Annotated in this window: 23 protein-coding genes, 1 pseudogene and 1 riboswitch; of the genes and pseudogenes, 4 read left to right on the top strand and 20 right to left on the bottom strand. The window is 53.2% G+C overall.

The genetic code is table 11. The annotated features are described in order from the left end of the window. Positions 1 to 63 precede the first annotated feature (63 nt). From MKZ07_RS16180 to hemA, 10 genes and pseudogenes are all read right to left on the bottom strand, one after another. Entirely contained in the window at positions 64 to 615 is a 552-nt protein-coding gene (locus MKZ07_RS16180; protein ID WP_036698948.1) for a hypothetical protein, read from the bottom strand. 118 nt (positions 616 to 733) lie between these two features. Next, entirely contained in the window at positions 734 to 1,177 is a 444-nt protein-coding gene (locus MKZ07_RS16185) for a hypothetical protein (protein WP_036698947.1), read from the bottom strand. Positions 1,178 to 1,953: 776 nt separating this feature from the next. Next, positions 1,954 to 2,757: pseudogene (locus tag MKZ07_RS16190) on the bottom strand (RluA family pseudouridine synthase); the annotation flags it as partial. A 41-nt stretch (positions 2,758 to 2,798) separates the two neighbouring features. Beyond that, positions 2,799 to 4,100, bottom strand: a complete 1,302-nt coding sequence (gene hemL, locus MKZ07_RS16195; protein WP_341026518.1) for a glutamate-1-semialdehyde 2,1-aminomutase — start codon at positions 4,098 to 4,100, stop codon at positions 2,799 to 2,801. A gap of 18 nt (positions 4,101 to 4,118) precedes the next feature. Then, a complete protein-coding gene (hemB, locus tag MKZ07_RS16200; RefSeq protein WP_036698946.1) occupies positions 4,119 to 5,117 on the bottom strand; it encodes a porphobilinogen synthase in 999 nt (332 codons plus the stop codon). Positions 5,118 to 5,239: 122 nt separating this feature from the next. Next, positions 5,240 to 6,796: a uroporphyrinogen-III C-methyltransferase gene (gene cobA / locus MKZ07_RS16205; RefSeq protein ID WP_036698945.1), complete on the bottom strand. Its 1,557-nt coding sequence runs from the start codon at positions 6,794 to 6,796 to the stop codon at positions 5,240 to 5,242. Positions 6,797 to 6,894: 98 nt separating this feature from the next. Beyond that, positions 6,895 to 7,839 (bottom strand): hydroxymethylbilane synthase, encoded by a 945-nt coding sequence (gene hemC, locus MKZ07_RS16210; protein WP_036698944.1) that lies wholly within the window; start codon positions 7,837 to 7,839, stop codon positions 6,895 to 6,897. A 611-nt stretch (positions 7,840 to 8,450) separates the two neighbouring features. Further along, complete coding sequence (locus MKZ07_RS16215) at positions 8,451 to 9,089, bottom strand: precorrin-2 dehydrogenase/sirohydrochlorin ferrochelatase family protein (protein ID WP_036698997.1); 639 nt, start codon at positions 9,087 to 9,089, stop codon at positions 8,451 to 8,453. Positions 9,090 to 9,248: 159 nt separating this feature from the next. Then, complete coding sequence (gene ccsA, locus MKZ07_RS16220) at positions 9,249 to 10,076, bottom strand: cytochrome c biogenesis protein CcsA (RefSeq protein WP_341026523.1); 828 nt, start codon at positions 10,074 to 10,076, stop codon at positions 9,249 to 9,251. Between the two features lie 5 nt (positions 10,077 to 10,081). Then, the gene (hemA, locus tag MKZ07_RS16225; RefSeq protein WP_036697486.1) at positions 10,082 to 11,473 is read right to left on the bottom strand and encodes a glutamyl-tRNA reductase; all 1,392 of its coding nucleotides are present in this window, start codon (positions 11,471 to 11,473) and stop codon (positions 10,082 to 10,084) included. Positions 11,474 to 11,804: 331 nt separating this feature from the next. After that, positions 11,805 to 11,907, top strand: a riboswitch (purine riboswitch). 124 nt (positions 11,908 to 12,031) lie between these two features. On the opposite strand from hemA, the gene MKZ07_RS16230 reads away from it, so the two are divergent. From MKZ07_RS16230 to hpt, 3 genes are read left to right on the top strand one after another with little or no spacing between them, the layout of a single operon-like run. Beyond that, positions 12,032 to 12,592 carry a phosphoribosyltransferase gene (locus MKZ07_RS16230; protein ID WP_036697487.1) on the top strand — a complete coding sequence of 187 codons (561 nt, stop codon included), beginning with the start codon at positions 12,032 to 12,034 and terminating at the stop codon, positions 12,590 to 12,592. A gap of 32 nt (positions 12,593 to 12,624) precedes the next feature. After that, positions 12,625 to 14,139 carry an IMP dehydrogenase gene (locus MKZ07_RS16235; protein ID WP_036697488.1) on the top strand — a complete coding sequence of 505 codons (1,515 nt, stop codon included), beginning with the start codon at positions 12,625 to 12,627 and terminating at the stop codon, positions 14,137 to 14,139. A gap of 27 nt (positions 14,140 to 14,166) precedes the next feature. After that, a complete protein-coding gene (hpt, locus tag MKZ07_RS16240) occupies positions 14,167 to 14,697 on the top strand; it encodes a hypoxanthine phosphoribosyltransferase (RefSeq protein WP_200869229.1) in 531 nt (176 codons plus the stop codon). Positions 14,698 to 14,776: 79 nt separating this feature from the next. On the opposite strand, the gene MKZ07_RS16245 is transcribed toward hpt, so the two are convergent. From MKZ07_RS16245 to MKZ07_RS16265, 5 genes are all read right to left on the bottom strand, one after another. Continuing rightward, the gene (locus tag MKZ07_RS16245; protein WP_036697490.1) at positions 14,777 to 15,043 is read right to left on the bottom strand and encodes a hypothetical protein; all 267 of its coding nucleotides are present in this window, start codon (positions 15,041 to 15,043) and stop codon (positions 14,777 to 14,779) included. Positions 15,044 to 15,173: 130 nt separating this feature from the next. After that, a complete protein-coding gene (locus tag MKZ07_RS16250) occupies positions 15,174 to 15,506 on the bottom strand; it encodes a DUF3139 domain-containing protein (protein ID WP_036697491.1) in 333 nt (110 codons plus the stop codon). 217 nt (positions 15,507 to 15,723) lie between these two features. Next, positions 15,724 to 16,503, bottom strand: coding sequence for an SDR family NAD(P)-dependent oxidoreductase (locus tag MKZ07_RS16255; RefSeq protein WP_076162166.1), 780 nt, complete (start codon positions 16,501 to 16,503; stop codon positions 15,724 to 15,726). A 116-nt stretch (positions 16,504 to 16,619) separates the two neighbouring features. Next, positions 16,620 to 16,937 carry a hypothetical protein gene (locus MKZ07_RS16260; RefSeq protein WP_036697493.1) on the bottom strand — a complete coding sequence of 106 codons (318 nt, stop codon included), beginning with the start codon at positions 16,935 to 16,937 and terminating at the stop codon, positions 16,620 to 16,622. A gap of 176 nt (positions 16,938 to 17,113) precedes the next feature. Next, positions 17,114 to 18,301, bottom strand: coding sequence for a hypothetical protein (locus MKZ07_RS16265; RefSeq protein ID WP_036697494.1), 1,188 nt, complete (start codon positions 18,299 to 18,301; stop codon positions 17,114 to 17,116). Positions 18,302 to 18,505: 204 nt separating this feature from the next. Between MKZ07_RS16265 and MKZ07_RS16270 the strand changes: the two genes are divergently transcribed. Further along, the gene (locus tag MKZ07_RS16270; RefSeq protein ID WP_036697495.1) at positions 18,506 to 18,685 is read left to right on the top strand and encodes a hypothetical protein; all 180 of its coding nucleotides are present in this window, start codon (positions 18,506 to 18,508) and stop codon (positions 18,683 to 18,685) included. A gap of 72 nt (positions 18,686 to 18,757) precedes the next feature. On the opposite strand, the gene MKZ07_RS16275 is transcribed toward MKZ07_RS16270, so the two are convergent. From MKZ07_RS16275 to MKZ07_RS16295, 5 genes are all read right to left on the bottom strand, one after another. Continuing rightward, entirely contained in the window at positions 18,758 to 19,654 is an 897-nt protein-coding gene (locus MKZ07_RS16275) for a sugar phosphate isomerase/epimerase family protein (RefSeq protein WP_341026532.1), read from the bottom strand. 43 nt (positions 19,655 to 19,697) lie between these two features. Further along, entirely contained in the window at positions 19,698 to 20,720 is a 1,023-nt protein-coding gene (locus MKZ07_RS16280; RefSeq protein WP_341026535.1) for a LacI family DNA-binding transcriptional regulator, read from the bottom strand. A 65-nt stretch (positions 20,721 to 20,785) separates the two neighbouring features. Continuing rightward, positions 20,786 to 22,357 (bottom strand): DUF3502 domain-containing protein, encoded by a 1,572-nt coding sequence (locus MKZ07_RS16285; RefSeq protein WP_036697499.1) that lies wholly within the window; start codon positions 22,355 to 22,357, stop codon positions 20,786 to 20,788. Positions 22,358 to 22,437: 80 nt separating this feature from the next. Beyond that, entirely contained in the window at positions 22,438 to 23,334 is an 897-nt protein-coding gene (locus MKZ07_RS16290; protein ID WP_036697501.1) for a carbohydrate ABC transporter permease, read from the bottom strand. 27 nt (positions 23,335 to 23,361) lie between these two features. Next, a complete protein-coding gene (locus tag MKZ07_RS16295) occupies positions 23,362 to 24,297 on the bottom strand; it encodes an ABC transporter permease (RefSeq protein ID WP_036697502.1) in 936 nt (311 codons plus the stop codon). Positions 24,298 to 24,520 lie beyond the last annotated feature (223 nt).

Genomic DNA, 24,520 nt, shown 5'->3' on the forward strand with positions numbered 1-24,520 from the left:
AAAACCCCTCCACAGCCGCAGCCATGAAGGGGTTAACATCGGTTAAATAGATGGAACTGTTAATTATTTTGCAGCTTTGGCTGCGCTTAGAATGGCCTTCAGGTAACCTTGGGTATCCACCAGAGTTGCACCGCTTACAGCATCAACGACTTGCTCTTTGCTTTTGTTAGTCAGTGTAGCTTCAAGGGATTTTATAGTTTTGCCTGTTGCGAATTTCTCGATGGCAGCCAGGTTCTTGTCATAGGATACTGTTGATTTGGCTTCTTCCGTCATGTGCTCACTGTAATATTTGGCGTTGGTCTTCTTGGAGGCCAGTACCATGTTCGGATCTTTGTAGTTCTGGCCGAAATCCTTGTCCGAGTTCGGTACGCCAGTGGCTACATCGGTGCCCAGGAACTGATAATCATCCAGTGAAGCCGCAACGATCACGCCATTCTGGACTACAGCAACCGCTACGGTGAAGCATTTGGTGCCATGGGCAGCCGCTTCCACCCGGCCTACCTTAAGCGGTGCGCTCGCTGCCGAAGTGACATTGTTCAGGGCGCCGCTGTTCCCTACCCCGACAAGTGCCAATGAGATGCCGGCCACGAGCATTAACTTAGTAACTTTTTTCACAAATATTCCCCCAGTTCATCAAATAGACTGCGCTTACATAATATATTTATCAATATATTGGAAGCCCGTCAGTTACAAATGTTACTAGAAATCTGCAAATATATGGATTGTGTATAGATTAGCTGCAGTTTTGTTCGATTGTCACCTTGTCATTCGTAATAATAACCTTGGAATAGCCGGATAAAGTCTCGGTGTAGGAGCATACTCCGACGGTTCTGGAAACATCCGGTTCTCTCGGGTCTGAATACTTCAGGTAAATGCCGCCCTCACCGCTTAAGGTCAGCCGGGGTTTGATTTTTATTGTTTTTCCGCTTTTGAGAATCTTGCCAACTTCGTCTACTGACGCCTCCGCTGCTGCGCTGGTTACCACTCCTGTCTCCAGAATACTCAGCTCAAAGTCTGACTGATTGTCTACCCTCACCTGGAAGCTCTGAAGCTGGGCAACCAGACCCAGTACGCCATATTTATTGTCCAGCTGCACAACCAGCATTATTCCGGCGGTAATCACCAGGGTCGAGGCGGCTAAAATTCCTAACACTCTGCGATTCCATCTCATGCTCACTGCCAAATCATCTCCTCATACTAGTAAGACGGGCTTGAGAGCAGAATTGTATCAGAGGGGAGGCGAGCGAACAGGTAGCTTCAATTAATTAAGTGGAAAAAGGGCAACTGTTCACCAGTAAATCTACGAATATCCGGCAACAGTTGGAAAAACATCACTTATATAAGCTGCAAATGAACACATACGACATATTGAGAAAATTAGATGCCCTAAATCCACTTAACACTTCTCGGAGAGCAATGGGGCGTAAATTAAATAGCATAAATCCACTTATTGTTCGATGTTCCGGCTGGAGGGGAGGTCATGCTGAACAACAACTAAAAGCCGAGCCGCAATCCTCCAGATATTAGAGAAACGCGGCCCGGCTGGGCATAGATTATATTGACTTACCTTAGCTTCACAGAAGAATTACCTTAAGTTCACAGGCCCACTTGGTTAATGGCCTACTCCTGATCTACGCCGCCGATTTGCTGGCGCAGACGGCGCATATCCTCCGGCCAGGGATCAGATACTTCGATCTTGATGCGGGTCCAGGGATGGGCGAAAATCAGCTTCTCGCCATGCAACGCCTGGCGGTCGGAACTCTCCTTCTTCGCCGTGACTCCCAGCTTGGAAGGTGGAGCTGGCTGCTTGCCGGAGACTTGCAGACCAGGGGTAAGGCCTGCCTTCTCCTGCTCTTCAAACCAGGCTGTAATGGCAGACTTCACCTGACCAGGCTTCGTACGCGGGGGCTTCTCATCATATAAAGAGGGAATACCCGCGGTATGCCAGCCCGATCCGCCGTAGAGATCATCCCCGAACAGCGGATGACCCGCATGGCTGAGGTGGACACGAATCTGGTGCGTCCGGCCCGTCTCCAGCTGCAGCTTCACTACGGTTCCGCCGGGCAGGGCTTCACGCCCCACAATCCGTGTTACCGCCGCTTGCCCTCCAGGGGATACCCGTCTGCGCGCCGCATGATGGCGGTCACGGCCGATGGGGGCATCGATCACTGTAAGCTCAGGCGGCACTGCGCCTTCAACAATCGCGGCATACAGGCGGGATACCTTCTTCTCACGCATATCTTCATCCAGCACAAGCTGGGCATATTCGTTCTTCGCATACAGCACGGGTCCGGTAGTATCCTTGTCCAGCCGGTGGATATGGCGGATGGCAATCCCTCCGCCGGAAGCCGCATAATGCGCAGCAACGATATGATCCAGCGTCACCTCGGTGCTGCTGCCGTCCGGATGAACTGCCATACCCGCAGGCTTATGGACCACGAGGCAAAAGTCGTCCTCGAACAGCACCTTAGCCGCAGCTTCCTGCCATACCGGCTCTATTCCCGCTTCCCTGTGGGGGAACAAGGCCAGCCGCAGCCGGTCGCCCCTCCACTGGATGCCGTCCTCGCGGCGCAGCCGGGCGTGCAGCTTCTCCGGCATGCCAGCTACGCCCAGCAGCCAGGCATCGATGGCTGCCGTTCTGTCGGCAGCCGACGTAATGACCCGGCCAGGCATGGCTTCCAGCCATTCCCCGCGCCGGGTCCACTTGCCGCCCCCCGCGAAGGGGGCACTGGCGGTATCACTTCCGTCTTGGCCCATGCTGCTGCCATGCTGGCCGGAGCGGTCCTCCGGTCCCGCCGTCATAGCGATTTCAGGGCCTGGTAATGGCCCGCAATCGTATCGTCAATATCCTGCTCGCTATGCGCAGCGGATACGAACATTCCTTCGAACTGGGACGGCGGAACGCTGATACCCTGATCCAGCATTTTGCCGAAATAACGCTTGAACAGCTCCAGGTTACTGGTCTTGGCCGTCTCGAAGTTAATGACTGGCTCCTCCGTGAAGAACGGACATACCATCGATCCCACGCGGTTAATCGTCAGCGGAATGCCCGTCTCCTGCGCATTGCGCTTAAGTCCGGCTTCCAGTCTCGCGCCAAGCGACTCCAGACGGGTGTAGACCTCCGGGGTCAGCAGCGCAAGCGTGCTGTAGCCCGCCGCCATCGCCAGCGGATTCCCGCTGAGTGTGCCTGCCTGATAGATCGGACCGGAAGGAGCGATCTGCTCCATGATCTCTCTTTTGCCGCCATAAGCCCCTACTGGAAGCCCGCCGCCGATAACCTTGCCAAAGCAGGTCAGATCCGGGTCCATTCCGAACAGCCCCTGCGCACATCCCCGGTCCACACGGAAGCCGGTCATCACCTCGTCAAAAATCAGCAAAGCCCCGTACCCCGTAGTCACCTTACGAAGCCCCTCCAGAAAGCCCGGAAGCGGAGGCACAACGCCCATATTTCCGGCGATCGGCTCAACGATGATAGCGGCAATCTCGTTGCCGTAACGTTCAAAAGCGGTTTTGACCCCGTCCAAGTCATTATATGGTACCGTGATCGTATTCACCGCCACACCTTCCGGCACGCCCGGACTATCCGGCAGCCCCAAGGTAGCCACCCCTGAACCAGCCTTGATCAGCAGACTGTCGGCATGGCCGTGATAGGAGCCCTCGAATTTGAGGATTTTGCTGCGTCCGGTGTAGCCGCGGGCCAGTCTGATCGCGCTCATCGTCGCTTCCGTTCCTGAGTTCACCATGCGCACAATGTCCACCGATGCTACACGTTCTACCACGGTTTTGGCCATAACGGTCTCCATCAGGGTCGGCGCGCCGAAGCTTGTCCCTCTAGCCGCAGTCTCCTGCAGCGCCTTCACCACTTCAGGATGGGCATGTCCCATAATTAGCGGTCCCCACGAGCAGACGTAGTCAATGAAGCTGTTGCCGTCAATATCGTAGATCCGCGAGCCTTCGCCCCTCTCGACATACACCGGGGTCAATCCTACGGATTTGAATGCCCGGACCGGGCTGTTCACCCCGCCGGGAATATATTGTTTTGCCTCTTCAAAAGCGGTGCGGGAAGCCTCTTCCCGGCGGTTCAGCGGCATATTGCCCATGCTTGTTCCCTCCTGATCCTAGCCGCGCAGCCAGCGGGCTGCGTCCTTGGCGAAATAGGTAATGATTACATCTGCTCCGGCGCGCTTCATGCCGGTCAGCATTTCCAGCACAACGGCCTGCTCATCGATCCAGCCCTGCTGCGCAGCCGCCTTGACCATCGAGTACTCACCACTGACGTTGTAGGCTACAAGCGGCAGATCGAATTGGTCACGGATCGTACGGATTACATCCAGATAAGCCAGTGCGGGCTTCACCATCAGCATGTCCGCGCCTTCCAGCACATCGGAATCCGCTTCGCGGATAGCTTCCCGCAGGTTGGCCGGGTCCATCTGATACGTCTTGCGGTTGCCGAACTGGGGAGCCGAATCCGCCGCTTCACGGAACGGGCCATAGAAGGCGGAGGCGTATTTTACCGAATAGGACATGATAGGTACCTGCTCAAAGCCATTCGCATCGAGTCCGGCACGGATCGCCTGCACGAATCCGTCCATCATGTTGGACGGTGCGATAATATCCGCCCCTGCCCGGGCCTGCGAGACCGCCGTGCGGGTCAGCAGCTCAAGCGAAGCATCGTTGATTACATCCCCGTGAACCACGCCGTCCACCGTATGGGTATGCACCATGCCGCAGTGGCCGTGGTCGGTGAATTCACACAGGCAGGTGTCGGCTACGACCAGCAGGTCGGGATACCATTTTTTGATCAGACGCGTGGCTTCCTGCACAATGCCATCGTCTGCGAAGCCGGACGAGCCGACTGCATCTTTCGTCTCGGGAATACCGAACAGCAGCACCGCTGGAATGCCCAGGGAAGCAATCTCATCTACCTCTGCCTTCAGCGTATCCAGCGAGAAATGATAGACGCCGGGCATGGAGCTGATCTCATTCTTCACACCGGTTCCATAGGTTACAAAAATCGGCTGGATGAAATCCAGCACATTCAACACCGTCTCGCGCACCATGCCGCGAATACCGGCCGACCCGCGCAAACGGCGGTGTCTGGTTATTGGAAAGCTCATTGCTGTAAACCTCCTGTTGAGTAAGTATTTACACACATCTGTCTATGTTAAGCAATTATTATCTCTAAACGGGCATGACTTGTCCCAGATTCCCTCAATTGTACCGCTGTATTTTTCCAGGTTCAATTTATATCGTGAAGCCTTGTCGATTCATTCCAGCGGCACAGCTCCTGCACCAGCCCTTCGATGGTGGCTTCTTCCGGGAGCAGTCCCGGAGTGAGTCCTGCTTCGACTGCGGTCTGCTCGGTAACCGGACCGATGCAGGCAATCTTAACGCCTGCCAGCAGCGCCAGCGGATCTTCCAGGCCCATCCGCTTCAGGATGCCGAGGAAATTGCGCACTGTAGACGAGCTGGTGAAGGTCACCGCATGGATGCGCTTCTCCTCCAGCAGCTTCACCAGCTCAATATCATCCTCGCCGGTGACAATCGTCTCATAAGTATCCACTTCCGTCACTTCCAGCCCCAGCTCCCCGAGCTTCGCAGGCAGCCAGTCGCGGGCCAGATCACCGCGCGGCAGCAGCACCTTCTGCCCGGGCTTAAGCTCGGGGCCGAAGGTTTCGATCAGCCCTTCGGCCTGGAAGCGGCCGGGCAGCTCCTCGGAGATCAACCCTCGCTCTGCGAGCGCCGCGGCCGTACCCGGTCCCACAGCGCACAGGCGTGCCCCGTGCAGGCTGCGGATATCCAGCTTCTGCTGCGTCAGATGACGCATGAAGAAGTCTACGCCGTTCGGACTGGTGAAGAACACCCAGTCGTACGCCGGAAGCCCGCCAAGTACTGCAGCGATCTCCGCCTGCTTGTCCGCATCCCGCTGCATCACCGTCTCAATGACCGGGAACTCATACGGCTCGCCGCCCAGCTCCTCGATCCGGTCCACCAGCTCACTTGCCTGCGCGCGCGCCCGCGTCACTACAATCCGCTTGCCGAACAGCGGCAGCGCCTCCACCCACATCAGGTGCTCCCGCTGGAGCACAACGTCACCGACTACAATAACCGCCGGCGGCTGAAAATCGGCCGCCGTAACCTTCGCCTCAATATCGGCCAGCGTACCGGTCAGCGTCTCCTGATCCGCACGCGTCCCCCAGCGCACCAGCGCTACCGGAGTCTCCGGCGGACGGCCGTGCTTCATGAGCTGGGCGCTGATGTAACCAATTTTGGCGACACCCATCAAGAACACCAGCGTGCCTGTAGCATTCGTTACTTTATCCCATTGAATGGAATGATCCAGCTTATCCGGGCTCTCATGGCCGGTAATAATCGACAGGGAAGATGATGCCTCACGGTGAGTCACCGGAATACCTGCATACGCCGGGACACTAATGGCCGAGGTAATGCCCGGCACAATCTCGTAGTAGATGCCGTTCCTGCGAAGCAGCTCCGCTTCTTCACCTACCCGGCCAAAAATCACGGGGTCCCCGCCCTTCAGACGCACCACCGTTTTGCCCTCCAGCGCGAGATCGACCAGCAGCTGATTAATATCCTCCTGCTTCATCGTATGGCGGTCCGAGAGCTTGCCTACGTATATTTTCTCCCCGCCGGGCTTCATCCATTTCAGCAATCTTGGACTGGCCAGCCTGTCATAGACCAGTACATCAGCCTTCTGGATACACTCCAGCCCCTTGACTGTAATCAGCTTCGCATCCCCCGGACCTGCACCTACCAGATATACCTTCCCCGCCATCTCCGTCATCCCCTTATCCCTATACACATACGATCCTGGCCTGCATAAGCTTCTCCCCAACCCACACTATTTCCTGTCTAACTCTTAACCCTTATCCCTTATTCCCTTACATCTGCCAAAATCTTCTCCGCACCTCTAGCCACCAGCCTACGCGCGACCTCCGCACCGAGCTCCACCGGATCTTCACCGGTGCAGGTCTCCTTCAGAATGACTGTGCCGTCTGGTGTTCCGACCATCCCAGTCAGAGTGATTCGCGGACTCGCAGCTTCACCTTCCGGCTCAAGGATCGCGTAAGCGCCGATCGGCACCTGACAGCCGCCGTTCAGAGCGCCGAGGAAGGTCCGCTCCGCCGTCACCGTGAGTGCCGTACGCTCATCATTATACAGCGCCAGCAGCCTCAGCAGCTCCTCATCGTCCTCACGGCACTCAATACCAAGTGCTCCTTGGCCTACAGCGGGCAGGCAGACCTCAGGCGGCAAATATGCCGTAATCCGGTCCTGCCACCCCATCCGCGACAGCCCCGCCGCTGCCAGCAGAATCGCGTCATATTCACCGCTCTCCAGCTTCTTCAGCCGGGAGTCGATATTGCCGCGTACCGGCTCAATGAGCAGATCCGGCCTTAGCGCAGCCAGCTGGCTGGAGCGCCGCAGGCTGCTTGTGCCTACGCGCGCGCCTTGCGGCAGACCCTCAAGTCCTGCTCCGCTGCCCGAGATCAGAACGTCGCGCGGATCTTCGCGCTTCGGCACCGCTCCATTCATCAAGCCTTCCGGCAATTCGGAAGGCATATCCTTCATACTATGTACTGCCATATCAATATCCTTCGCCAGCATCGCCTGTTCAATTTCTTTGACGAACAGACCTTTGCCGCCCACTTTGGACAGGGTCACATCTAGAATCCGGTCACCCTTGGTCACAATCTTATGCACCTCAAAAGTAAAATCAAATCCATGCGCTCCGCTAAGCCGCTCCAGATCGGCAATCACATGCCCCGTCTGCGTTAAAGCCAGCGCACTTTGTCTGCTGCCCACGATAATCTTCCGCATGCCCAATTCCCCCTGTTCAAGTCAGTCCCTTATTCCAGCCGCCGCCTTATAACTCTCCCGTGAATCAGCACGCTCGCTTGAGCTGCTGCGGCCAAAATGAAGTGTATTCATACACTTCGTTTACTCGACTGAGCCGCTTTCGCCGAAATCAAGGGTATTTTTACTCTTCATTTGCCCGACAGGGCCACTTTCGCCCGTATTCAAGTGTACTTATACTCTTCATTTGCTCGACTGAGAGCCGCTTTCGCCGTATTCAAGTGTATTTATACTCTTCATTGGCTTGACTGGGCCGTTCTGGCCAAATTCAAGTGTACTTATACTCTTCATTTGCTCGAATGAGCCGTTCTGGCCAAATTCAAGTGTATTTATACACTTCATTGGCTTGACTGGGCCACTTTCGCCCGTATTCAAGTGTACTTATACTCTTCATTTGCTCGAATGAGCTGCTTCGGTTAAATTCAAGTGTACTTATACTTTTCATTGGCTCGCCTGAGCCACTTCGGCCGAATTCAAGTGTACTTTTGCCCTTGATTCGTTCACCTTGGCGGCTTTCGTAGAAATCAGGGGCACTTTTGCCCCTCATTCGGCACACTCCCAGTCACTTCCGCCGCCTATTCCTCCCGGTTGCGCGCCACCCAAGCCTCAATCTCCCCGGGTGTCCATGGTATAAAGGTGCCCTGCCGCAGCTCATTCAACACATCCAGCTTCCCCAGCCGCCGCAAGAGCCGCGACCGTGTCTCTGCCGCTGGCTCCAGCTGCTTAATCGCTGTCCGCAGCTCATGCAGGAAATCCAGATACGGCTCGTATTCCTCGCCGAGCAGCCCCGCAATCTGCTGCGTAATCTCCGCAGCCGCAGACGGTCCCGCCCCGGAGGTCGAGACCGTAACCGTCAAGCGCCCGCGGCGGAGCACGCCGGGCGTAATGAACGTGCCCGCCTCCGCATGGCTGGCCACATTAACGGGCAGCCCCAGCTGCCGGGCTTCCGCAGCAACGGCCTCGTTCACCGCCCTATTATCGCTGGCGGCATAGACCAGAACAGCTCCCTGGAGATCCCCGGGAGCATAGGGGCGGCTGATCCATTCCAGCCGCCCCTCGTCAGCCAGCGTCCCGCTGAGCGAGGGGCTGACAATGACCAGCTCCGCGCCCGCTTCCAGCAGCGGAGCCGCCTTGCGAGCAGCCACTGCCCCGCCGCCAACGATCACCACACGCCGGCCTTCCACATCCAGCATAATCGGCAGATACTTTTTCATCCCGCTCACTCCAGCTCCCCCGGCACTCCCAACTCACTCTCATCCATCTTCCAGCCCACTGGCAGGCTACTCTCCATCCCGCTCACTCCAGCTCCCCCGGCACTCCCAACTCACTCTCATCCATCTTCCAGCCTACTGGCAGGCTACTCTCCATCCCGCTCACTCCCCGCCCCAGCCATGGAACTTCGACCAGGAATTCAACAGGAAGTTAAGAATAATGAAGCCGTACCCGGCAATCGCCCAGCGGGCCATGACGGTACCGCTCCGGAGGCCGGAGAACTTCAGCACCAGGTAGGCAATGTAGACGCCAAGGCCCGTAAGCGTAGTCAGGACCTTCGTATCCTGAAACAGCGGCGTCCGCCCTTCCGCGACAATTGACAGACCCGCCAGAACCAGCGAGGCCAGCAGCAGCGGAACTCCGGCCAGGATCGCTGTGTAGGAATATTTGTCCATCGTCTCCAGGCTGGGCAGCCTGCGTACGCGGTCATCCCACTTCTTATTCTTCAGCTTCGTATGCAGGAATAGATACATTATCGCAAATACCGTCCCCAGTGTCAGTGCGGCAAAGCTCAGATTCGCCAAAATCACATGCATCGCCAGCCACCCGTGCACCGCACTCCAGCTCTGCAAGGTATGATCCTCTGCCGTCAGCCATACCCGGTTCAGCAGGAATACGCTGAAGCCCGCCATGCTGAGCAGCAGCACCGTGAACTCACCGCCGCGCGTATACGTCACAGCAAACGAGGTAACCACCATGCTGAAGGAGAACCAGAACAGGAAATCATAAGGCGTGAAAATCGGCAATCCGCCCTCCTGGGCGAAGCGGATCGCAAGTCCGGTCAGCTGCAGCAGGCCCACGACAGCAAGAAGCCCTGTGCCCAGCCGCTTTCCGCCCGGATTACGCCGAAGGCAATCCGAGAAAACAAACAGCAGGCTCAGGGCATATAGCAGCAGAGCGGCATCATACATTCCGTTCAGCAGTAGCATGTGGCTCACCCGCCCAGCAAACCGGCTGGGGTAAGCACCGCTCCCGGCACACGGATCTCTCCGCCGGAGGGACGTTCAGCAGTGCTGCGTTGAAGCGGTTCAACACTTTCACCGGCCGGACCTGCATCCAGCTGCTCCTGCAGGGCGAAGATCTGAGTGAAATACTCCAGTGCTTCATTCCCCTGCTTGCCGCCGGACATCTCCTTGATCACATTGATCGGATCATGCATCATCTGGTTGACGATGCTCTTGGTCAGCCGGCGGATCACCTTGCGCTGATGCTCATCCAGCTCAGGCAGCTTGTTGAACAGACTACCCATCGTTTCTTCATATATTCCGTTTGACTTGTCCTGCAGCGCACGGATTACCGGTCTGACGCCGAGCGTCTTCAACCATTGCTGGAAATCCGCCATCTCGCCTTCAATCATAACCTCGATCTTGGCGGCTTCACTGCGGCGCATCTCCAGATTGCTCTCCACAATGCCTTCCAGATCGTCGATATCATAGAGGAATACATCCGGCACACTGGCAGCAGCAGGGTCAATATCGCGCGGCACCGCAATGTCGATCATGAACAGCGGCCGTGAAGGACGGCGCTTCATGCCCTCGGCTACCTGGGCAGCCGTCAGCACATAGCCGTCTGCACCCGTGGAGCTGATCACAATATCCACTTCATCCAGAGATTTCAGCGCCTCTTCAATCGTGCTGGGCTTACCCGAGAATTTCTCGGCCAGCTCGATGGCACGGGACAATGTGCGGTTGGCAACAATTACTTCCGCCGCGCCGCTGCTGTACAGATGCTTGACCGTCAGCTCGCTCATTTTGCCGGCGCCGAGAATGAGCACTCTTTTGCCGGTGAACATGCCGAAGATCCGCTTCCCCAGCTCCACTGCCGCATAGCTGACCGACACCGCACTCTCGCCGATCGAGGTCTCACTATGCGCACGCTTGCCGAGCGTCACCGCCTGCTTGAACAGCCGGTTGAACCAGGTTCCGGTAACCCCTTCCGCCTGAGCCGTCAGGAAGGCGCTGCGCACCTGACCCAGAATCTGTGTCTCGCCAATCACCATGGAATCCAGACCGCAGGTGACACGCATCAGATGGGCAATCGCCTGCTCGTCTTCATATATATACATATGTTGCGTAAATACATCGCTTCTTACTCCGAACCACTGCTCCATGAAGCTGCGGATGAAATATCCGCACATATGAAGGCGGTCCACGACCACATAAATTTCCGTCCGGTTACAGGTGGCGACAACGACCCCTTCCAGAACGCTCTTCGTCTGCAGCAGCTGATGAAGCGCAAGCGGCAGATCTTTCTCGGCAAAAGCGAACTGTTCCCTCACCTCTACGGGAGCCGTACGGTAATTCAGGCCAACGACGACAATATGCATCGCTTGTTCACCATCCTAATCTATATTCATTGGTGTAGGCGCTGTTACTGCTTATCAGCAAATAATAGAATCAATTTCACAAGATCTCAAAACGCTGTGTTAAGTATATCACATCAAAATACGGCTTTTAACAAAACCTTTGAACTATTTATGAATTGCAGATAATAATTATTATAAATAAGTCCATAAGTAATTAAATATAACACATCGATGGAATATTGACACACTTTATTACGGATGATAGCATATAACAAATGATCTGAGTTAACTTTTATAACATATGTAGCAAAAACGACCTAATTCTCCTTTCCTAAGTTAACATTGTGTCAGTTATGTCCTTTCAAACCTCTCTTGTATAAGCCCGTTAATCCGGAATGGGCGTATCTACAGGCAACCGTAAATTGCCCCAGGCTACAAGAGGCCAGACCCCTGCTGGATAAATCAGTGTGAGCTTACGGGTGAAACCGGGCTTTTCTCTGCTGATGTATCCTGCTCTGGACTGCGCCTCCTTTAGCCTGGGGTTTTTAGCATCCATTATAATAGAAGGAGTGAGGGCAAATGAGTGCATCCTACGCAAGCTTAAGTGAATCGATCCGTAAGGCCAGAAATGTGAGGATCTACAAGAACAAGGACACCGCCTATGACTTCAAGCTCTACCCCTTCGGAGAACGCGGAACGTATATCGCCCCCGAGCTGATCCGTGAAATCACTCACAAACTGGCGGATGCTGTAGCGGAGCAATTTCCCGATTTTGATTACATTGTCTCCCCTGAACCCGGCGGTCATACCTGGGGGATGCTGGCTGCCTACAAGCTGATGAAGCCGATGAATATTCTGCGCCTCAGTACGGAGCTGTATGAGAATTATGAGGTTAGTGTCAGGCGCGAGACGGCGTATAATGAGAATTATATCTATTTTGACGGCTTCTCTTCCGGTGACCGCGTGCTGCTGCTGGATGATGTGATTAGTTCAGGCGCTACGATCCGCTGCATTGCTGCTCAATTGTCTGTGATGGGCGTGACGCTTGTCGGCGTGCAGGCAATCTTAGCCAAAGGTGAGCATTACAAGCAGCTGGAAGCGGACATCGGAGTACCCGTCAGGTTCCTGTCCCAGGTATAAGTTGTCCAAAAATAGCAGGGGAGTGACAAGCCATGGCTTATTATTACGAGCAGCCTTCAAGAACCTTCAGTGAGTTCCTGCTGGTGCCCAGCCTGACCACCAAAGATTGCATTCCCGGAAATGTGGATCTTAGCACACCGGTAACCAAATTCCGCCGGGGAGAGACCCCGGCACTGACCATGAACCTCCCCGTGACTTCGGCGGTCATGCAGGCGGTATCCGACCACAACATGGCAATCGCACTGGCCAAAAGCGGGGGCATCTCCTTCATCTATGGCTCCCAGTCTATCACGCAACAGGTCGAAATGGTCCGCCGGGTCAAAAAGTTCAAAGCCGGATTCGTCCTCAGCGACTCGAACCTGCGCCCGGAAGATACGCTTCAGGATGTGCTGGTGCTGAAGGCGCGCAGCGGCCACTCTACCATTGCGATTACAGACAACGGAGAACCAACGGGCAGACTGATGGGCATCGTCACCAGCCGGGATTACCGCGAGAACCGCCTCCCGCCGGATTGCCCGATTACAGAGTTCATGACCCCGCTGGCTTCGTTGATCTACGCCGAAGAAGGCATCACACTGACAGAAGCGAACGACATGATCTGGGATCATAAGCTGAACTGCCTGCCGATTGTGAATGACAGCGGCCATCTCGTCCACCTGGTCTTCCGAAAGGATTATGACAGCCATCAGGAGTATCCGCTGGAGCTGCATGACGACAACAAACAGCTCATCGTGGGTGCCGGAATCAATTCGCGGGATTACAAGGAGCGTGTACCGGCGCTGGTGGAGGCTGGAGCAGATATCCTGTGTATCGATTCCTCTGACGGGTATTCGGAGTGGCAGGCGGAGACCATCCATTATATTAAGGAGACTTTCGGGGAGAGCGTGAAGGTCGGCGCGGGCAATGTTGTCGATAAGGAGGGCTTCCTGTATCTCGTGGAGGCGGGAGCTGATTTCATCAAAGTCGGTATCGGCGGCGGCTCCATCTGCATCACCCGCGAGCAAAAGGGCATCGGCCGGGGCCAGGCCTCCTCCGTCATCGAAGTGGCGGCGGCGCGCCAGGAATATTATGAGCAGACCGGCATCTATGTCCCCATCTGCTCGGACGGCGGAATTGTTTATGACTATCATATTGTGCTGGCGCTGGCGATGGGCGCTGACTTCGTGATGCTTGGGCGCTATTTCGCCAGATTCGATGAGAGTCCCGGACGCAAGCTGCTGGTCGGCGGGAACTTCGTGAAGGAATATTGGGGCGAAGGCTCCAGCCGGGCCCGCAACTGGCAGCGTTATGACTTCGGCAATGCCGATAAAGAGAGCAAGCTGGAATTCGAGGAGGGGGTGGATTCCTTTATCCCCTATGCCGGACGGCTGAAGGATAATCTTGATCTCAGCATCAGCAAAATCAAGTCCACCATGTGCAATTGCGGCGCGCTAACCATCCCGGAATTGCAGCAGAAGGCCAAGATTACCCTGGTCTCCTCGACAACGATCTTTGAAGGAGGCGCACATGATGTTATGCTTAAGGAAAAGGACAGATCATCTTCCTGATCCCATCCTGATCCATAAGGAGCGTCAATCATGAGCCAAATTACCAAAGTTCTGGTCAGCAAGGACCAGCTACAGCAGCGAGTACAGGAACTGGGCGCTGAAATATCGCGCGACTACGAAGGCAAGGAGCTTGTGCTTATCGGTATTCTTAAGGGCGGCGCTGTATTCATGTCCGACCTGATGCGGGAGATTACTTTTCCGGTTGGCATCGATTATATGTCGGTCTCCAGCTACGGCGCCAGCGCTACCTCTTCCGGTGTCATCACGATCAAGAAGGATATCGACATCGATATCCGGGGCAAGCATGTCCTGCTCGTCGAGGATCTGATCGACACCGGGCTGACACTTCAGCATCTGCAGCAGCTGTTCGCCCTGCGCGAAGCCGCCAGCGTACGCATCTGCACCATCCTCAGCAAGCCTTCCCGCCGCCTGGTCAATGTTCCCATTGACTACAGCGGGATTGACATCCCGGACGAATTCGTCGTCGGCTACGGCCTCGACTATGCCGAGCAGTACCGTAATCTGCCGGAGGTCTGGATCATCAAGACTGGCGAATAGGTACTTGCCCCACAATGAAACACCCGCAGCAGGAGATTGTCTCTCCACTTCTGCGGGTGTTGTCTTGTTTCTTATATAGCTAGTAGGTGCGGCTATCCTGGACATGGATATAATTTACGCCCTGCGCCGTCAATTTGGAGCCGCTCGTGTCCACGACGCGGACCGCTTTCTTGCCTTTGCCACTGAGGGAGAAGCTAATATTATTCGCCAGCTTGTTCTCTACAATCTGTTCAAGCGCACTGTGAAAGCCCCCAACCGTCACTCCCTCCAGGTTCTCCAGAACCGGCACTTTGCCCTCTTCAATAGTCTTAAGAATTTGATAGATCAACGACTTGCTACCATCCATTCCCGTTCGCCTCCTGCATCAATTGTGAGCGTTTACAACACATCCGCCTTACATGCAAGCTTTTCCATCATTATGTATATTCTCTTATTCGACAGCGCAGAACGTTTACCTCTAACCTGGAAATCAATCATCAATAAAAAGTTTCATCAATATGTCCCCCGTACATGCTGCTGACTCCGACGAGTCTGAACACACCATTCACTTTGGCATACGTATAATTCTGATCGGGTTCATCCTTATATCGTACCTCCGCTTCATAATCGCCCGATTTCAGGCTATAGACTCCCCGGATCTCTTGAATATCTGCTTCGGGATATGCTCTGGTATGAATCAGGTAGGCTTTGACCTCATTAGCGATTTGACTTCTTTTATAGGGTAATCCGGTTAGCGACAGGTAGATCCCTCCTGCTACAACAACGAGTACCACAACAGCAATTATCGTACCCCGGTTAGTAAGCCTCATGCGGATAACCTCCGTTCAAAATAGGGTTCCAACCCTGAGTGAGAATAACATATATTTACAAGTGTCAGTTCATTTTACCATACTTGGTGAATGCCAGCATATTGTATTCGGTTTCTCACATATATTCGGTCACTCATCAACTCTTCCGCCTGAACGCAAAAAAGCACCCCTCAAGGTGCTTCCTGCCACTAGCCACTTTTTCTGCCACTTTCCATCCTTATGCGTTTTGGCGGTATATTGGTGCGCCCAGCGGAGAGCTGCCCGCTCCGCCGTCGACGGCGATATCTGCGCCCTGGATATACGACGAATCCTCGGAGGCCAGGAACAGCGCTACCTTGGCGACCTCTTCCGGCACAGCCGCGCGGCCCAGCGGAATCGAAAGGGCCATGCCTGCCTCAACCTGCTTCCAGTTATCCATCGCCGACTCGCCCCAGATCGGAGTGCGCGTTACGCCGGGCGCAATGTTGTTGACGCGGATGCCCAGCGGGGACAGCTCGGAGGCCAGCACTTTGGTCATGCTGCTAACCGCTCCTTTGCTGGCGGCATAGGCGGAATTGCCAGGTCTTCCGGCCTTGGCTAACACAGAGCCCGTCAGAATGACGGAGGCTCCGGCCTTCAGATGAGGCAGCGCAGCCTGGACGGTGAAGAAGGTACCGGTCACATTGACCCGGAGCACTTCCTCGAAGGCGGCAAGCTCTGTGCTACCCAGCGGTGTGTAGCCCGCGATTCCTGCATTCGCGTAGACTACATCCAGTCTGCCGAAAGCCTCTATCGCTGCATTCACAGCCTTCACCGCACTCTGCGGATCAGTCGCATCCCCCTGCACAGCAACCGCATACTCCGCGCCCAGCTCTTCTACCGCCGCATGCAGGGATACCGGATTACGGCCGGTAATGACCACTCTGGCGCCCTCCGCCACAAATAACCTTGCGCTAGCCAACCCAATCCCGCTATTCCCTCCAGTAATCAATGCAACCTTCCCGTCAAGCTTCCCCATCGTTACCACTCCTTATCGTTTTTATTTGAGACCGATCGTTCTATTATTGTCAAAAAAATAATTTCTTTCGTAGCTGCATCTTAACATATTCAAGAACGTTCGGTAAAGTATTATTTTTACCGAACGTTCTCAAATAGCATCAGCCATGCAAAAAACAGAAAATATCCCCCAATCCACAGCAGTGCCCCTATCATGATGATGATTCCTATGTACCCCGCCCAGCCTGGCGGTTTCCTTGTGTACTTCAACAGAAGAAGCGATGCAACAACCAAAACCGCAGAAGGGATGCCTATTATCTGGAGCAGCAATATATTTATGACATCCAGGATAAATCCTTGGCTGAACCATGGGTTAGTCAGCAGGACAACGAGCGCTAAGCCTACAATATTCACCACGACAGCAATAATCCAGAGTATTCTAACGGGTCTAACCATGCTTCACCCCCTATGCTATCCCATTACCCGCTACTCACAAGTATTACACCAAAGCTAACGTTATTCTCCACAATACCTTCAATTAAAGACGGGTCCGTCCCCATGGGGACAAGACCCGTCTTTATCACTCATCTTTGTTAGTCATCTTTGCCATTCGTCAAGATCTAACGGACAACCTACTGCCCTGCCGTCTCAAAAGAAAACCGTGCTGTCCAGGTAGCGCCTGCATCCTTCGTCACATAGAGGGTGGAGCTGTTCATATCCTTAACAGCCATCCAGCCCTGATTGACGTCGGTGAACGAGATCGTTCCTTCGAATCCGGGAATGGTCTGCTGATTCTTCCAGCTCTGTCCGTTGTTCTTGGTGAGCCCGATTCCCACTTGCTCCGCTGCCGGCTGGTATCCTGCCAGAAAGGCAGTCTGTGTGCCGATCAGCACCATATTACCGGGGGTACCCGAAGCTGGCCCCTTCTTCGCTATGGCTGCGCCGCTGCCCGGAGCCGGACCGCCGCCTGCGGTCTCCTGGGCAATCACCCGGGTCCAGCTGCCGCCGGAGTTAGAGCTGCCGTAGAGGGAATAAGAGGTCTGCGACATGCCGACGCCGCCGTACAGCAGCGCATACACCTGACTGTCCTTAGCGTAGATCTGTCCGTAATTCGCCTCAGGGGTGGAAGCGCTAAGTACCTGCTTCCAGGCTGCTCCACCGTTAGTTGTCTTCATCACCCGATAGCCGCTGCCGGGAACGACCACCACAGCCCAGCCGTTATTCCGGCTGGTGAATTCCGCTCCGCGTGTGTTGGCAGGCGTCTTGATCAGACTCCAGCTCTCCCCGCCATCCTTCGTATAATATGTAGATGCGCGGTTGTATCCGAAGCCCTGACTCTTGTCCAGGAACTCTATCCGTTCAAAGGTTACTGCCTGGTTCGACAGCCTTGTCCAGGTAGAGCCGCCGTCTGCCGTTCTTAGCAGATATTTAGCCTGCCCGTCCTTGACGGCAGCAAGCGCCCAGCCGTGAACATTATCTGGGAAATCAATCTGCTGGAAACTCCACTGTCCTTCATAGATCTTTTGGAAATGGCAGCCGCCGTCCGAGGTTCCAATCAGAAAACCGTTTCCGGCTGCGCGCCCGATATTCGCGTTCAGAAACTCCACATCCGAGAAGGTAAGCGGAATGCTGTCAGCTCCGCCATGTGCCTTTTGCAAATCCTGAAGCAGCTCGTGATCTCCAGTCCCGCAAGCCGGTGCCGCGGCCGAAGCTGCCGCCGCCTGAACCGGGGAAGCCGCCGCTCCCCAGCCTGACAGGGCAAGTAGACCTGCGGTAAGAAGAGTTACGGTTATCTGCTGTAATCTGGTCGTTCTATTCATCGGTAACACCTCCTGAATATATATTACCCTCTCCACAGAACGTCACTCCGAAGGCACATGAATATGTTACTCCATCTGAGGCCGACTATTCAGGTGTGAAATGGTACAAAACTGTAACCATTTTTGCTGTTAAAATATCCTATCCGTGTTTAATAATAAGTACAGAGATTTACAAGCAATGCATTCAAGGAGGAAGTGGACGGTATGATTAAACAGGATATTCAGCATGCACTTCTCTCCAATCTATGCCAGCGCGTGCATTTAATCAGCGGAGAAACGTACACTGGAGTATGCCAAATCGACCACTCCGCAGATGCACTGCATATTGAAACGAATAAAGGGACCTTCACCGTCCCCTATTGGACGATCAAGCGGTTCATCTAATCACATCATTCCAACCCAAAAGACCTCACGGCCACATCAGGAGATGTGAAACATGAGGTCTTTCTTGTGTACTTATACAACCGGATTCGGTATCATACTGCCGCCCCGGCAATGCTTCAGGTAATTCAGCGCATGGACCTGGCCTGTCATCTCCAGCTCATCCCGGTAGACCGGATCATGCCAGCCTTCAATATCAATCGTACCCTGATAGCCGCCCTGCCGGAGAATGGTGATAATATCCGTCCAGTTCGTATCCCCGAAGCCCGGCGTCCGGTCCCACACATAAGGCTTCGGACCATGAATTCCGTACTCCTTGACTATGTCCCAGGCAATCGTCGCGTCCTTGCCATGAACATGGAAAATCTTATCCACCCATTTGCGCAGCTGCGGAACCGGATCAATTAGCGCGGTGAGCTGATGGGCAGGCTCCCATTCCAGCCCGAGATTGTCTGCCGTAACGGCGTTGAACATTTTCTCCCAAGCTGTAGGGTTATGAGCGATATTCCAGTCCCCCTTCTGCCAGCTCCCGCCCATCGCACAATTCTCAAAAGCAATCCGCAGACCCTTGTCTGCCGCCCGCTTCGACAATTCTCCGAATACCTCAGCGAATCTCGGAAGCGATTCGTCAATCGACGAGCCGGGCAGCCGTCCGGTGAAGCCGCCGATCATGTCCGTCCCGAACAAGTGGGCATGCTCAATCAGCTGTTCCCAGCCCGCCAAAGTGGCCTCCGTCTCAGACTCCGGCCCGCCGCCAAGCGGATTGCCGTAGATGCCGACAGCAGAGATGACAAAGTGATGCTCAGCCGCCAGCTCCCGGACCCGGGCTGCGGTCTCCACCAGATCGATTCCGCCTGTCGTCTGCCAGAAATTCAGTTGAAAGGATTCGAAACCATGCTCCACAATCTGCGGAATGACCTGGACGGCTTCGCCGCCGCGTACAAGCGTGCCTATTCTCAGTGAATCTTGCATGTTGTTGTCAACTCCAGTTGATTTTATAGTCAGCGCCCTGCTGTTACCGGCCCTTAATCATCTTACAAGAGCCCCGTTTGAGCAATACCGCGTCATAGACAATGTGCTGATGGGAGGAATGTTTGGTAATCAGGTCGAACAGCACGCCCACACTGGATAGTGCCATTTCAGTGCCCGGCTGGCTGATCGTATCCAGCGCAGGATGATAGTACTCAGCCATCTCAATACCGTCGAAGCCGATGATCGAAATATCATCGGGGATAGATAAGCCTGCGGTAAGCACAGCTTTGGCCGCACCGATCGCAATCGTATCGGAGGCTGCAAAGATAGCGGTTACGGTTCTGTCGCGGTTAAGCAGTCTGCGTGCAGCATTGAAGCCTGAGCTTGGACTGTATTCACAATCCTCTACGAATCCCGAATTATAAGGTATGTTATGTTCTTCCAGCGCCATCTTGTAGCCAAGAAGGCGGCGGCTGCCTGTGGTGTCTTCCAGTAAAGGGGATTTGGCAAGAAAGCCGATGTTTCGATGTCCCAGCGAAAGTAAATAAGAGGTTGCCTTATAGGCTTCCTTGGATTCATCGATCGTTACGCTTGAGAAGATGGACGGGTCCACTTCCTGTGAGGTAGTGATGGTCGTGAGTACGAATGGAACGGTTAACTGCTTGAATTTCTCTTCGGAGTGATTATAGGTACCGCCCATGAAAATAATCCCGCTAAGATTCTTCTCCTTCACCAGCTGAATGGCTGCGTTAATCTCATCGGTGCCGTCCTCTACCTGATGGATAAGAAACGGATATCCGCGCAGATTGACCTGACGTTCAATCTCCTTGATCATAATCGAGAAGAACGGGTTAGTAATCCCTTTTACCATGAGTGCGATATTTTTGGATTGCGTTGTTTTCAGATTTCTGGCGTTGGAATTGGGAATATAATTATATTCCTTGACGACACTCAGAACCTTCTCCCGGGTGGCATTGCTCACCAGACCCTTATTATTGATGACTCTGGACACTGTTGAGATGCCGACACCGGATATCCTGGCGATATCCTTAATGTTTACGTCCACTCTACTCCCCCATTTATAGGTAAGGGAGCTATAAGATATAGCTCCCCTGTAACCTATACATTCTTTTAGTTAACAGGTGTAAATTCTGCCAATTGTTTCTCTACTTCGGCAATGACCTTGTCAACTCCTGCTTTTTTCAGCTGATCGCGGTATTCTGCTACAGCCGTTTTTGCATCTTTGTTTGTTTTACCCAGCATGAGCTGAATACCAAGCTGTGCATTCACGTTCGAGATCGAAGCAATCTCAGTAGTTACATTAGCCGGGTCGAAGCTGAAGCCGTTGTACGGATCATCAATCGCTTCTTTATCCCATGCAGCGAACAGTTCCTTACGAACCGGGTTCTCAGTATCACTAGGAATCACGAACTTGTCGTTTCTGAGGGACCAAGCCGAGAAGCCTCCGCCGTCTGTTTTTTCATTGAAGCCCTGCGGCTGTTTCTTCACGCCATCTTCAATAACGTAGTGCTTGCCTTCGATACCGTACTGCATCAGATCGTAGTAGCTCTTATCAGTCATGAACTTCTCAATAACCATAAGAGAGCGCTCTGGATTATTCGAATTGGCGCTGATAACGGTTGAGTTATCTACACCCATTTTACGTTTGATTTTCTTGTTGGCTTCAGCAAAGGTATAGAACGCTGTAGGAGCATTAGGCAGCGCCTTGATATCTCCGCCATACTGGCCGATCCAGTCCTGGGCATGAGTCAGATAACCCGCAGAGTTCGCGGCTCTGAAGTTGTCTTTGCTGCCAAGGGAAGCGGACAGAACGTCTTTGCCCCAGTAGCCTTTGTCGCCCCACTCACGCATTTTCACAGCCCAATCCTCGAATTCCTGGGTGAAGGCCGGATGGAATACAGTCTTGTAATCCTCAGGGCTCTTAGTGACCAGGTTCAATTCATTAAGCGAGATACCAGGTGCGTTCAGCCACATGCCTGTAGTATCAACGAGCATTCTGTACATGTTCTGTGCATCTTCAGCTTTACCGTTGATTGGAGGGAAGGACTCGTTCTTCACCACGTTATCCATGTATTTAACCATATCATCAATGGACTTAATGTCAGTCATGCCGTATTTCTTCAGCAGATCGGTACGGTAGGCATAACCGGCAGGCGTATATTCACTGAACAGACTCGGTACGCCGTAGATTTTGCCATTCACCTTGGTATTCTGCCAGGAGGATTCTGGAATCTCAGCCTTCAGCTTAGGCGCTACCTTGTCCAGCATGTCGGTAATGTCGGTCAGCGCACCTTCAGTAGCCAGGGTGTAGTAGGACACAGGAGCACCCGGAGAAGCATGCGACAGATCGAACGATTCGCCGGAAGCGAATAGCAGCGGATACTTGGTTGCTACGTCTCCCCAGTCAATATATTTGATTTCAAGCGTAGTATTGAGATCAGCCTTAAGCTTCTTGTTAATCTCAGCCAGAATGTCTTTATTGGTAACTCCCTCACTGCCCCACAGGTAGTACGTCAGCTTCGCTTCCTTAGAAGTGTCTACGCCTCCGGAATTAGTGGAAGTGGATGGAGTGTTCGACGAGCCTGTATTTCCATTTGCATTATTGCTTGACGAACAAGCGGATAGCACTCCAGTAAGCATGAGGACAGCAGCTAGAGAAGAAGCAATCTTTTTACCTTTCATTCGGTAAGCCTCCCTTTTCTTTTCTATATTATGAATCTTGCATCTATAACAAACACCCTTCAAATTGAAGCAGGCGTCCATTAACCCTTAACAGCACCGATGGTAAGACCGGTTACGAAGTAACGCTGAATGAATGGATACAGGAGAATGATCGGGCCTGTAGCCAGCACGGCTGTAGCCATTTTGATCGATTGGGTCGGCAGATCGGCTGTATTAATGACCGCTCCCGAGTTGATGAGACTGCCCATATTCGCCTGATTGATCATGCGCTGCAGGAAGTACTGGAGCGGGAATTTGGTCTGAGTGTCCATGTACAGCATTCCGTTGTACCACTCATTCCAGAAGCCCAGTGCCGAGAACAGTCCGATTGTTGCCAGTGACGGAACCGCCAGCGGCATGAAGATCCGCCAGTAGATGCGGAAATCGCCTGCACCGTCAATCGTTGCTGATTCATACAGGGAATCCGGGATCGCCTTCATGAAGTTACGCATCAGGAAGATCGACCACGCCCCTACCACAGCCGGCAGAATCATGGCGAACAGGTTGTCCTTGAGGTGCAGATGCTTAACCATCAGGATGTAAGTCGGAATCAATCCTCCACTGAACAAGGTGGTGAAATAGATCAGGAAGGAGAAGAAGTTACGGTATTTGAAATCCTTGCGGTTCAGGACAAATCCGGCCATGGACATCATGAACAGCCCGAGCACCGTACCGACGACTGTGATAAAGATCGTTACCTGATAAGCATCCACCAGCTTGGAGGAGTTACTGAGCAACAATTCATAGGCCTTGAAAGAGATCTCATTCGGAATCAGCTTGTACCCCTCGCGGATAATCTCCTGCTCATTCATGAAGGAGGAAGAGATCATCAGCGCAAAAGGAAACACACAGAACAGGGCAAAGATGGAGATGCAAATGTAGCTGATCACCTTAATGAAAATGCTGCCTGAATCCTGTTTAATAGTATTACTTGCCATATTAACACCCCTGTTTCTTATCTTGTCTTAGAACAACGCGCTATCCGGTTCAACCTTGCGCACAATAAAGTTAACGACAAGCACCAGAACCAGACCGAATAAGGATTGGTAGAAGCCTACAGCAGCACCCATGGAGAAGTTAAATTGTCCCACGAGCGACCGGAAGACATACGTATCTATAATATCCGTCTGCGGATACAGCACGGAGTTTGTTCCAATCAAATTGTAGAAGAGGTCGAAGGAGCCTTTGAGAATTCCGCCCATACCGAACAGGAGGAGCAGAATGAAGGTTGGCTTCAGAATCGGCAGAGTCATATAACGGATACGCTGCCAGGTAGTGGCGCCGTCCATATAGGCTGCTTCATAAAGATCATGGTTGATTCCCGTTATAGCTGCCAGATAGACAATCATACCGTAACCGGTACTTGCCCAGATCTTGAACGCTACAATGATGTATTTCCAGATTCCAGCGTCGGAGTAGAACTCAATCTTGTCTAAGCCCGTACTGGTAAGCATCGTATTGATAAACCCGGAGTTGAAATTGAACAGGTTATACGCGAACACGCCGACGATAACCATCGAGATGAAGTTCGGAAGCAGAATAACCGACTGGGAGATCTTCTTGAACCACTTGCCTGTAATCTCCGACAGCATGATGGCAAATACAATCTGGATGATGTTACCTAGTGCAAGGAACACCAGATTGTAGAGCAAAGTATTCTTGGTGATATTCCAGAGGTCTCCGTTCTGAATCAGGAACTCAAAGTTCTTGAGTCCGATAAAGTCACTGCCGAAGATCCCTTTGTTGAGCTTGTAATCTACGAATGCAACGTAAGCGCCAGGCATTACCGCATAATGAAACACAGCAAAATACACAATGACAGGCAGCAGCATGAGATACAACACTTTGTTCTTCAATAATTCCCGGACAACATTTCCGCCCGATTGTACAAATCTTGCCAATGAACCCACCTCCAAATTAAACATTGCATTCCACTGCAACTAATTAACCCTTTTCGACCATATAGAAACGTTTCCATTATTTCTTTGTGTTTCCCCTGCTCAGAGCATACTCCTTCCTTGTATACGCTGTCAAACATTTTTTATTTTTAAATAACAAGTAATAAAATTACATTTCGCTGTTCATAATAGATGAAAAGGCGTTTTTTTTATAGATAATTGACTT

This window comes from Paenibacillus sp. FSL P4-0338 (assembly GCF_038002365.1).
In the GTDB taxonomy this organism is placed as follows: domain Bacteria; phylum Bacillota; class Bacilli; order Paenibacillales; family Paenibacillaceae; genus Paenibacillus_AQ.

Bases quoted from the DNA above. Each gene is read 5' to 3' on its own strand.
- hemL (WP_341026518.1), bottom strand. From the start codon at position 4,100: ATGGGCAATATGCCGCTGAACCGCCGGGAAGAGGCTTCCCGCACCGCT.
- hemB (WP_036698946.1), bottom strand. From the start codon at position 5,117: ATGAGCTTTCCAATAACCAGACACCGCCGTTTGCGCGGGTCGGCCGGT.
- cobA (WP_036698945.1), bottom strand. From the start codon at position 6,796: ATGGCGGGGAAGGTATATCTGGTAGGTGCAGGTCCGGGGGATGCGAAG.
- hemC (WP_036698944.1), bottom strand. From the start codon at position 7,839: ATGCGGAAGATTATCGTGGGCAGCAGACAAAGTGCGCTGGCTTTAACG.
- MKZ07_RS16215 (WP_036698997.1), bottom strand. From the start codon at position 9,089: ATGAAAAAGTATCTGCCGATTATGCTGGATGTGGAAGGCCGGCGTGTG.
- ccsA (WP_341026523.1), bottom strand. From the start codon at position 10,076: ATGCTACTGCTGAACGGAATGTATGATGCCGCTCTGCTGCTATATGCC.
- hemA (WP_036697486.1), bottom strand. From the start codon at position 11,473: ATGCATATTGTCGTCGTTGGCCTGAATTACCGTACGGCTCCCGTAGAG.
- MKZ07_RS16230 (WP_036697487.1), top strand. From the start codon at position 12,032: ATGAGTGCATCCTACGCAAGCTTAAGTGAATCGATCCGTAAGGCCAGA.
- MKZ07_RS16235 (WP_036697488.1), top strand. From the start codon at position 12,625: ATGGCTTATTATTACGAGCAGCCTTCAAGAACCTTCAGTGAGTTCCTG.
- MKZ07_RS16245 (WP_036697490.1), bottom strand. From the start codon at position 15,043: ATGGATGGTAGCAAGTCGTTGATCTATCAAATTCTTAAGACTATTGAA.
- MKZ07_RS16250 (WP_036697491.1), bottom strand. From the start codon at position 15,506: ATGAGGCTTACTAACCGGGGTACGATAATTGCTGTTGTGGTACTCGTT.
- MKZ07_RS16255 (WP_076162166.1), bottom strand. From the start codon at position 16,503: ATGGGGAAGCTTGACGGGAAGGTTGCATTGATTACTGGAGGGAATAGC.
- MKZ07_RS16260 (WP_036697493.1), bottom strand. From the start codon at position 16,937: ATGGTTAGACCCGTTAGAATACTCTGGATTATTGCTGTCGTGGTGAAT.
- MKZ07_RS16265 (WP_036697494.1), bottom strand. From the start codon at position 18,301: ATGAATAGAACGACCAGATTACAGCAGATAACCGTAACTCTTCTTACC.
- MKZ07_RS16270 (WP_036697495.1), top strand. From the start codon at position 18,506: ATGATTAAACAGGATATTCAGCATGCACTTCTCTCCAATCTATGCCAG.
- MKZ07_RS16275 (WP_341026532.1), bottom strand. From the start codon at position 19,654: ATGCAAGATTCACTGAGAATAGGCACGCTTGTACGCGGCGGCGAAGCC.
- MKZ07_RS16285 (WP_036697499.1), bottom strand. From the start codon at position 22,357: ATGAAAGGTAAAAAGATTGCTTCTTCTCTAGCTGCTGTCCTCATGCTT.
- MKZ07_RS16290 (WP_036697501.1), bottom strand. From the start codon at position 23,334: ATGGCAAGTAATACTATTAAACAGGATTCAGGCAGCATTTTCATTAAG.